The sequence below is a fragment of the uncultured Veillonella sp. genome (assembly GCF_934230905.1).
Classification (GTDB): Bacteria; Bacillota; Negativicutes; order Veillonellales; family Veillonellaceae; genus Veillonella.
The window spans coordinates 82,502-90,700 of the sequence record NZ_CAKQFJ010000006.1 but is presented as its reverse complement, the minus strand read 5'-3'; the positions used below and the strand labels follow the sequence as shown (position 1 = coordinate 90,700).

General features: G+C 36.9%; 8 protein-coding genes and 1 other annotated feature. All 8 genes read left to right on the top strand.

Annotation, left to right across the window (positions count from 1 at the left end; translation table 11 throughout):
• The first annotated feature begins 209 nt into the window (after positions 1-209).
• The 8 genes from Q0E20_RS02770 (at position 210) to rnr (ending at position 8,168) form a co-directional block, all read left to right on the top strand.
• Positions 210-1,163, top strand: coding sequence for a bile acid:sodium symporter family protein (locus tag Q0E20_RS02770; protein WP_295995947.1), 954 nt, complete (start codon positions 210-212; stop codon positions 1,161-1,163).
• Positions 1,164-1,261: 98 nt separating this feature from the next.
• Positions 1,262-1,468 (top strand) — a binding site (T-box leader).
• A 48-nt stretch (positions 1,469-1,516) separates the two neighbouring features.
• Positions 1,517-2,965, top strand: coding sequence for a cysteine--tRNA ligase (cysS, locus tag Q0E20_RS02765; RefSeq protein ID WP_295995944.1), 1,449 nt, complete (start codon positions 1,517-1,519; stop codon positions 2,963-2,965).
• Complete coding sequence (locus Q0E20_RS02760) at positions 2,955-3,440, top strand: Mini-ribonuclease 3 (protein WP_295995942.1); 486 nt, start codon at positions 2,955-2,957, stop codon at positions 3,438-3,440. Before cysS ends, Q0E20_RS02760 begins: the two co-directional genes overlap by 11 nt.
• The gene (gene rlmB / locus Q0E20_RS02755; RefSeq protein WP_295995940.1) at positions 3,433-4,170 is read left to right on the top strand and encodes a 23S rRNA (guanosine(2251)-2'-O)-methyltransferase RlmB; all 738 of its coding nucleotides are present in this window, start codon (positions 3,433-3,435) and stop codon (positions 4,168-4,170) included. Before Q0E20_RS02760 ends, rlmB begins: the two co-directional genes overlap by 8 nt.
• Before the next feature lie 13 nt (positions 4,171-4,183).
• Positions 4,184-4,720 carry an NYN domain-containing protein gene (locus Q0E20_RS02750; protein WP_295995937.1) on the top strand — a complete coding sequence of 179 codons (537 nt, stop codon included), beginning with the start codon at positions 4,184-4,186 and terminating at the stop codon, positions 4,718-4,720.
• 128 nt (positions 4,721-4,848) lie between these two features.
• Positions 4,849-5,517 carry an RNA polymerase sporulation sigma factor SigH gene (gene sigH / locus Q0E20_RS02745; RefSeq protein ID WP_295995934.1) on the top strand — a complete coding sequence of 223 codons (669 nt, stop codon included), beginning with the start codon at positions 4,849-4,851 and terminating at the stop codon, positions 5,515-5,517.
• A 5-nt stretch (positions 5,518-5,522) separates the two neighbouring features.
• The gene (secG, locus tag Q0E20_RS02740) at positions 5,523-5,759 is read left to right on the top strand and encodes a preprotein translocase subunit SecG (RefSeq protein ID WP_295995931.1); all 237 of its coding nucleotides are present in this window, start codon (positions 5,523-5,525) and stop codon (positions 5,757-5,759) included.
• A 69-nt stretch (positions 5,760-5,828) separates the two neighbouring features.
• Positions 5,829-8,168, top strand: a complete 2,340-nt coding sequence (gene rnr / locus Q0E20_RS02735; RefSeq protein ID WP_295995928.1) for a ribonuclease R — start codon at positions 5,829-5,831, stop codon at positions 8,166-8,168.
• The last annotated feature ends 31 nt before the right edge of the window (positions 8,169-8,199 follow it).

Here is an 8,199-nt window from a genome sequence, read left to right as displayed (position 1 = left end):
GCATGGTCCTGACTTAAACAATATCGTTACATTGCTTGGTAAAGAAAAATGCTTACATCATTTAGACAATGTAGGTGTTTTAACTAAATAATAGAACTATTGAAAGGCTCTCATACCTATGGTGTGAGGGCCTTTGTTGTATATAATGTACAGATTTGCTATAATTATCGGCGTATTTTATTTTGATTTTTATGAAAGTGAGTGTTTTGATGAGTTTAATTCGATCTATTAACCATCTCTTCAATAGCTATCTATCTTGGATAGTTTTATTGATGGCCGTATTAGCTTATTTGCTACCGACATTTTTTGCATGGATGACGCCATATGTGGCATATATGTTACAATTTGTTATGTTTGCCATGGGTTTAACGTTAACAGCACAAGTATTCCTTGATGTATTCAAACAACCAATGAAGGTTATTCTTGTATCATTTATTCAATTTTTATGGATGCCTTTAGCAGGTTTTTTAGTAGCTCTTATTTTTAACTTTCCGCCAGAAATTGGTATTGGTTTCATCTTGTTAGGTGCATGTCCAGGTGGTACGGCTTCTAATGTAATGACATTCCTCGCTAATGGCAATGTGCCATTGTCTGTATCTGCTACAACTGTATCTACCTTGTTGGCTCCAATTTTAACACCATTATTCGTAGTATTGTACGCAGGTGCTACATCATCCATTGAAATTCAATTTATGCCGATGTTTATATCCATCGTTAAAATCGTATTGGTTCCAATTATTTTAGGTATTGTATTGAATTACTTTATTGGAGCTAAAATTGAACCTGTTAAATCTGTATGTCCTACCATAGCAGCCATTGCTGTATTACTTATTTTGGCAGCAGTAACAGCGGTTAATCAAAAACAAATTGCTGAAACAGGTCTCATCATTTTTGTAGCTTGTTTAGTACAAAACTTGAGTGGCTACGTTGTTACATTCTTTATTTGTAAAATTCTTAACATCGATGTATCATCTCGTCGTGCTATGCAAATTGAAGTAGCTATGCAAAACTCTGCATTGTCTGTATCGTTAGCGATGAAACATTTTACACCACAAGCTGCAGTGGCAGGTGCTGTATTCTCTATTATTCATAATTTTACAGGATCTATTTTTGCTGGGATTTGTCGCAAGAATGATGATAAAGCGAAATTAGAAAATGCGTAATTTTGATATGTACAGATAAACTGTTTAACCGCTTATAATTATTGACATTATATAGCATTATTGGTAAAATAATTTTATATCTTAATATAGATTTTACATTAACAGCAAAGACTGAAAGAAGTACTCTACAACTAACTTTTTAGCGAGAACCGATGGTGGGAGGGTTCAAGAATAGGTAGACGAAATGCATTCACGAGCTGACAATCTGATTATAGGTAAGGTTGTCCGGTGGCGCGCCGTTATGCGATGAGTGGGTACCCAATGTGGTGCCTAACAGAGTGGAACCGCGGCCCATCGTCTCTGTATGAGATGATGGGCTTTTTTATTTTACGAAAATGGAGGCATCAGTATCGATGAGAGAAATTACAATTTATAATACAATGACTCGTCAAAAAGAGGTCTTTGCTCCTGTAACACCAGGTGAAGCAAAAATGTATGTATGTGGCGTAACACCTTATAATCACCCTCATATTGGTAATGCTCGTCCTTTTGTAACTTGGGACGTAATCCGTCGCTACATGAAGCATGTAGGCTATAAAGTAACATATGTACAAAATTTTACTGATGTAGATGATAAAATTATAAATACATCTAATGGCGAAGGTGTAGCATGGCATGTAATTGCTAATCGTTATATTGATAGCTATTTTGAAGTTATGGATGCACTTGGCGTAGAGCGTGCTGATGTATATCCTCGCGTATCTACACATATTCCTGATATTATCAATATGATTTCTACTCTTATTGATAGGGGCTTTGCATATGAATTAGATGGTGATGTATATTTTAGTGTAGAAAAATTTGATCACTATGGTGAATTATCTGGGCGTACTCTAGATGATATGGAAGCAGGCGCTCGTATCGAAGTAGATGGTCGTAAAAAAAATCCTATGGATTTTGCACTTTGGAAAGGTGCAAAACCAGGTGAACCATTCTGGGAAAGTCCTTGGGGCAATGGCCGTCCTGGTTGGCATATTGAATGTTCCGCTATGAGCCAAAAGTATTTAGGCGAAGAATTTGATTTCCATGGTGGTGGTAGTGATTTGATTTTCCCTCATCATGAAAATGAAATTGCCCAATCTGAAGGGTGTTCCGGACATCATCCATCTGTAAAATATTGGTTGCACAATGGATTTATTACAATTAATTCTGAAAAAATGTCTAAATCTTTGAATAATTTCTTCTTAGTGAAAGATATTTTAGAACAATATAGCCCAGATGCTTTGCGTTATTTCTTGTTGAGCACTCATTATCGTAGCCCATTAGATTTTTCTGATGAACGATTAGAAGAAGCCAATAAATCATTGGAACGTTTAAGTACTGCTATTGAAAATCTACTATATCTTGAAAAATGTGAACCTGGTCCATGTGATGATGCAGACCGCTTATTAGAAAAAGCTAAAGAATACGAAGAAGAATTTGAAGCTGCTATGAGTGATGACTTTAATACAGCTTTGGCTACATCTAGCATGTTTGGTCTTGCTAAGGAAATTAACATTTATTATCAAGCTGTTACAGGTAGAGCGGGTGTTGTTTGCCAAGATGCTATTGCAGAGGTTAAACGCATCTTCAAATTTATGACAGAAGTCATTGGGGTATTAGAAAAGGCTTGGGAAGGTAATACGGGTGCGGATGCAGCTGAATACGAACAATTGATGGATGTTATTCTTACTGTTCGTCAGGCATGCCGTGAGCAAAAACAATGGGCACTTGCTGATTGTATTCGTGATCGATTATCTGATATTGGCATTACTATTGAAGATTCTCCTACAGGGGCTCGGTGGAAAAAACGTGAAATTTAAACAATTTCAATTTCTCAAACAAGAAGCTATAAAAAAATTAATACTTTTAGATAAAGAAAATCATTCTTTTAAATCTAAATCAGCATCTGAAGTGTTAGCTTCAGATGCTGTTATGTTGGCCTATATTGGTGATGCTGTTTATTCCATGTATATTAGACAACGTGTTGTAGAAATGAGTATTACAAAGGTACAAGTTTTACACACATTGGTAACTGAGTTTATCTGCGCAAAATCACAATCTAAAGTGTTGGAGCAGTTGGACTCACTTTTTACGGAAGAAGAGCAAATTATTGCTAGACGAGCTCGGAACAGTAATGTTAATGTACCTAAAAGTAGTTCTGTACGTGAATATCGAAATAGTACAGCTTTTGAAGCAGTCCTGGGGTTCTTATATGAAACGGGTCGGCAAGCTCGACTTAATGAGTTGATGAAAGAGGCCTATTCTATAACATTGAAAGGACTTTCACATGGATAATTATATTGTGGGCAGAAATGCCGTAAAGGAAGCATTAAAAGCAGGTCGTTCTATACTACGTATTTTAGTAACTGACGATAAGGTTAAAACAGGTTTATCCGATATTGTTGGACTTGCTAAGTCTAAAGGAGTAGAGGTTCGACCAACACCTGTTAAGCAGATGAATCGATATGAAACGGATGTACCTCATCAAGGTGTTATTGCTTTTGTAAATGCTGTAGAGTTTAAAGAGCTTGGCGAAGTATTACAAGAATCTAAAGAAACTAATCCATTATTAATTTTAACTGATGGTGTAGAAGATCCACATAATATGGGCGCCATTATTAGAACCGCTGAATGTGTGGGGGCTACTGCGGTTTTGATCCCTAAACGTCATAACGCACCAATTAATGCAACTGTTGCTAAGACTTCAGCCGGTGCTGTGGAGCAGATTCCACTTGTCCAAGTTGGCAATGTTACACAAACGATTAAGCAGTTGCAAAAGCAAGGCTTTTGGGTACTTGGTGCTCATATGGAAGGCGATCGTACCATGTATGAAGCAGATTTGACAATACCTACCGTTCTTGTTATTGGCAATGAAGGTAAGGGAATTAGCCGTGTTGTAAAAGAAGCTTGTGATTTCCTAGTCACCATTCCTATGTATGGTAAGTTAAATTCTTTAAATGCATCTGTAGCAGCTGCTATTCTCATGTATGAAGCAGTTCGTCAGCGGACTATGAAGGTAAATTAGAGGTGCTTGCTGTATGCTAAAGGATATTTTAATCGTGGATGGATATAATGTCATCTTCGCATGGCAAAGTTTAAAAAAACTGGCTAATGAATCCTTAGAACACGCCCGTATGGAATTGCGTAATCAACTTTTAAACTATGGTAAATTTAAAGGGTATGAGGTTATACTCGTTTTTGATGGTAAATACACTAAATCTATAGCGAGCATAGAAGAAATTACTAAAGGATTTATCGAAGTATATACAGATGATGGTGAAACAGCAGACTCCTTTATCGAACGAGAGGTGTTCTTGCGGCAAGGTAAGTATACAAATGTATATGTTGTAACCTCTGATGGAGCTGAACAAAACCAAATATTAGGCTCTGGTGGCCTTAGAATTCCGGCAAGAGAACTGCAAAATGATATGCGTTTAGCCAAGCAAGAGGAACGTTTGCAATATACACATAAACATCATCGTGATCAAATGGTACTTAGGAGAAATGAGGTATATGATCATTTAGCTCCGGATGTAGCTGAAAAATTGGAAGCTATACGTAGAGGTACTAAATAAGTACAACAGATAGATCTTTGCAATATTTATGAATTATATTATAATTCATAAATATTGCAGAACACATATAATTCAAGTATAATAACATATATTGGTGTTTCTACAATATGTGATTGTATGGAGGACCTATGAACCATTTTCATATGCGCCAGCCCGATTACAATTTCAAAGAAATGACTGATGAGCAAGTTGTGGTCATAGCTCAACAAGAGCAAAATGAGTTTGCAATCGACTATATAGTCAATAAATATAAAAATTTTGTACGTGCTAAAGCACGTACCTATTTTCTCATAGGTGCCGATCGAGATGATATCATTCAGGAAGGTATGATTGGTTTATATAAAGCTACTCGTGATTTTAAACATGATAAATTAGCTTCTTTTCGGGCCTTTGCAGAATTATGTATTACACGGCAAATTATTACGGCCATAAAATCTGCGACACGTCAAAAGCACGCCCCACTCAATTCTTATATCTCTTTAAATAAACCTGTGTACACAGAAGAGTCTGAACGAACCTTGTTAGAAATGCTTTCATCAGCACGAAGTACAAATCCTGAGGACCTTATTATTAGCCAAGAAGAGCTAGATGATATAGAGAAAAACATAGGTCATATTTTAAGTGATTTAGAGTGGCAAGTGTTAGAAGGCTATTTAGATGGTAAATCGTATCAAGAGATGGCAAAAGGTACTGATCGTAGTATTAAGTCTATTGATAATGCTTTACAAAGGGTTAAACGCAAATTAGAGAAGTTTTTGGAACATCGTGTGTTAGATGTTTCTACACAGGAAGGATGACTATTGTGACAAATTTTTTGATGGTTTTAGAAATCATTGTGTCCATTTTATTGATTGTGGTTGTAATTGCTCAAACAAGTAAGAGTTCTGGCATGGGCGGTGCTGTTTCTGGTGCTGCAGATTCTACATTTGGTGGTAAAGAACGCGGTTTGGATGGGTTCTTATCTCGTTGTACAATTATTTTAGGTGTTATCTTTGCTGTGTTGAGCTTAGTGCTAGGTGCAATGATTAACCAATTTTAATTTGAAAGCCTGCCTAGCAGGCTTTTCTTTTTTTCCGCATCATATAATTAAAATAAAGGAGGTGTTTATATGAAAGAAAAAGTGTTAGCGTTTTATAAATCTATTTATCCCCATACGTATCATATAGATGATGCAGCAATGGACTGCCATATAAAAGGTGGTCGCGAATTAGATGCTTTCATGGATGCAGCTAAAGCACTATTAAAAGAGGGCCGATTGAGCTTTATACGAAAAGATGTATATGCTTATAATAATGATACAGAGTTTATTGAAGGGATTTATAAAGGATATAGAAAATCCTTTGGATTTGTTATTACTGCTCCTGATGAAGAGGATGTGTATATAGCAGAACAAAATAAGGGCACTGCTATGCACAATGATAAGGTCCGTGTACGTATTATTACATCCCGAGATTCACGCCATAAACGAGAAGGCGTTATAACTGAAGTGTTAGAACGTGCCAATGAAACTGTTGTAGGCACCTATGACAGGCAGCAATCCTTTGGTTTTGTCATTCCTGATGATGAACGGTTGGGAACCGATATTTATGTCGATTTACATAATACCCTAGATGCTCGTAGTGGTGCTAAGGTGCTTGTAAAAATTATCAAATGGCCAGAAGGCGATAAGAAACCAGAAGGTGTCATTACAGAAGTATTGGGCTATAAAGGTGACGTAGGCCTTGATATTAACTGTATTATGGCTAATTATGACTTGCCATTTTCCTTCCCTGAGGATGTTGTAAAAGCTAGTCAACATATCAATACGACTATTACAGATGATCCTAAACGTTGGGACTTACGCGATGTACCAATGGTTACCATCGATGGCGAAGATGCAAAGGACCTTGATGATGCAGTGAGTGGTCGTAAACTCGATAATGGTAACTATGAATTAGGTGTACATATTGCCGATGTAAGCCATTATGTAGTGTCACAAAAAGCTATCGATAGAGAGGCCTATAAACGCGGTACATCTGTCTATCTAGTAGACAGAGTTATCCCCATGTTACCAGAGGTATTATCCAATGGTATCTGTAGTTTAAATGCTGGCGAAGATCGGTATGCCATGACCTGTATGATGGAAATTGATACACAAGGCAAGGTTGTTAATTATCGGATTCAACCATCTATTATCCATGTCAATCGACGTTGTAGTTATAAAGAGATTTATAAAGCATTAACCGAAGATATCATTCCTAATGACTTGGCACCTCTTATGCCGATGATTCACAATTTATCTGACATCGCAAAAATTTTAAATGATATGCGCCGTCGTCGTGGTGCATTGGATTTTGATTTCCCTGAATATAAGGTGCTTTTAGATACAGAAGGCACACCATTGCGCATTGTACGTCGTGACCGGACATTAGCAGAACGACTTATTGAAGAATGTATGCTTATAGCTAATGAAACGGTAGCTACTCATCTAAAGAATACAAACCGTACGAGTGTATATCGTATCCATGAAACACCGAGTGATGAAAAGATGAGTATGTATCAAAAGGTACTCAATTATTTAGGTCAAGATATTCGATTACATCTTGATGAATTAGAGCCACGCGTGTTCCAACATATTTTAGATGCTGTTAAGGGCACGGATATTGAACAAGTAGCTCAGATCATGACATTGCGTTCCATGCAACAAGCTAAATATAGCATCGATAATGCGGGTCATTTTGGATTGGCGTCGAAATGCTACACACACTTTACATCGCCTATTAGACGATATCCAGATCTCATGGTACATCGCTTATTAAAAGCTGATATGGGATGGCCTGATGGATATGCAAACCGCGATACTAAAATAGAATTTTTAGAACGTGCCGCTGTTCATTCTTCAGAACGCGAACAAGTGGCTGTAGCTGCTGAGCGCGACACAGTGGATTTAAAGAAAACCCAATATATGGTTCCATTTATTGGCGAAGTCTTTGAGGGTAAAATATCTAGCATCACATCCTTTGGTATGTTTGTAGAGTTAGATAATGGTATTGATGGTCTTGTTCATATGAATATGATGACCGATGATTACTATTTTTACGATGAAGAACATTTCCTATTAGTTGGCAAGCGCACGGGTCAAATCTATCATTTAGGTGATACGGTAACGGTGACATTGGTGAAAGCTGATGTAGAAAAACGTCAAATCGATTTCGTACTTGGTGAAGTGGATAATCTTATGAGAATTCAAGAAATGATGAAGAATTCCGAAGATTATGTAGGGGGAAGAGAAAAGAAACCGTTTGGGCGTTCTGGTATCTCTAAACAATCTAAACGAAAAGGCAAGGGACATAGCAAGTCTTCTAAACGTAGAGAACGATATTCTGGCTTATCTAGTGTTACAAAGCATAAAAAGGGACGCAAAGACCATAAAGCGTCTAAGAAAAAAGTAAGGAAACGTAAACGATAATAAAAATATTAATACCTATTGTGAGGTGACT